The 250-nt window shown below is 53.2% G+C and carries 1 pseudogene; it reads left to right on the forward strand.

The window, feature by feature from the left end:
• Positions 1 to 127, forward strand: a pseudogene (locus tag DUT91_RS25425) (IS630 family transposase); the annotation flags it as partial.
• Between the last annotated feature and the right edge of the window lie 123 nt (positions 128 to 250).

The following is a 250-nucleotide window of genomic DNA, read 5'->3' on the forward strand; positions in this document are numbered from 1 at the left end:
GGCCGCCATCAACCGCTTCGTCAAAGAGCACAATCTGGAACCAAAGCCATTCATCTGGAAAGCCAACCCCGACAAGATCATCGCAGCTGTTAAACGGGGGCACCAAACGTTGGAATCAATCCACTAGGAAGCATCCATGATTGACAAGTGCGCGAACTGGACGCATTTTTACGCCATGATCGCAAACGTGACCCTTACTCGCCGTAATCCCATGACCTCCGGTTATCCGGTGGGCGTTGGACTGTTGGCG

It is taken from the genome of Paramesorhizobium salinisoli, assembly GCF_003335045.1.
In the GTDB taxonomy this organism is placed as follows: domain Bacteria; phylum Pseudomonadota; class Alphaproteobacteria; order Rhizobiales; family Rhizobiaceae; genus Paramesorhizobium; species Paramesorhizobium salinisoli.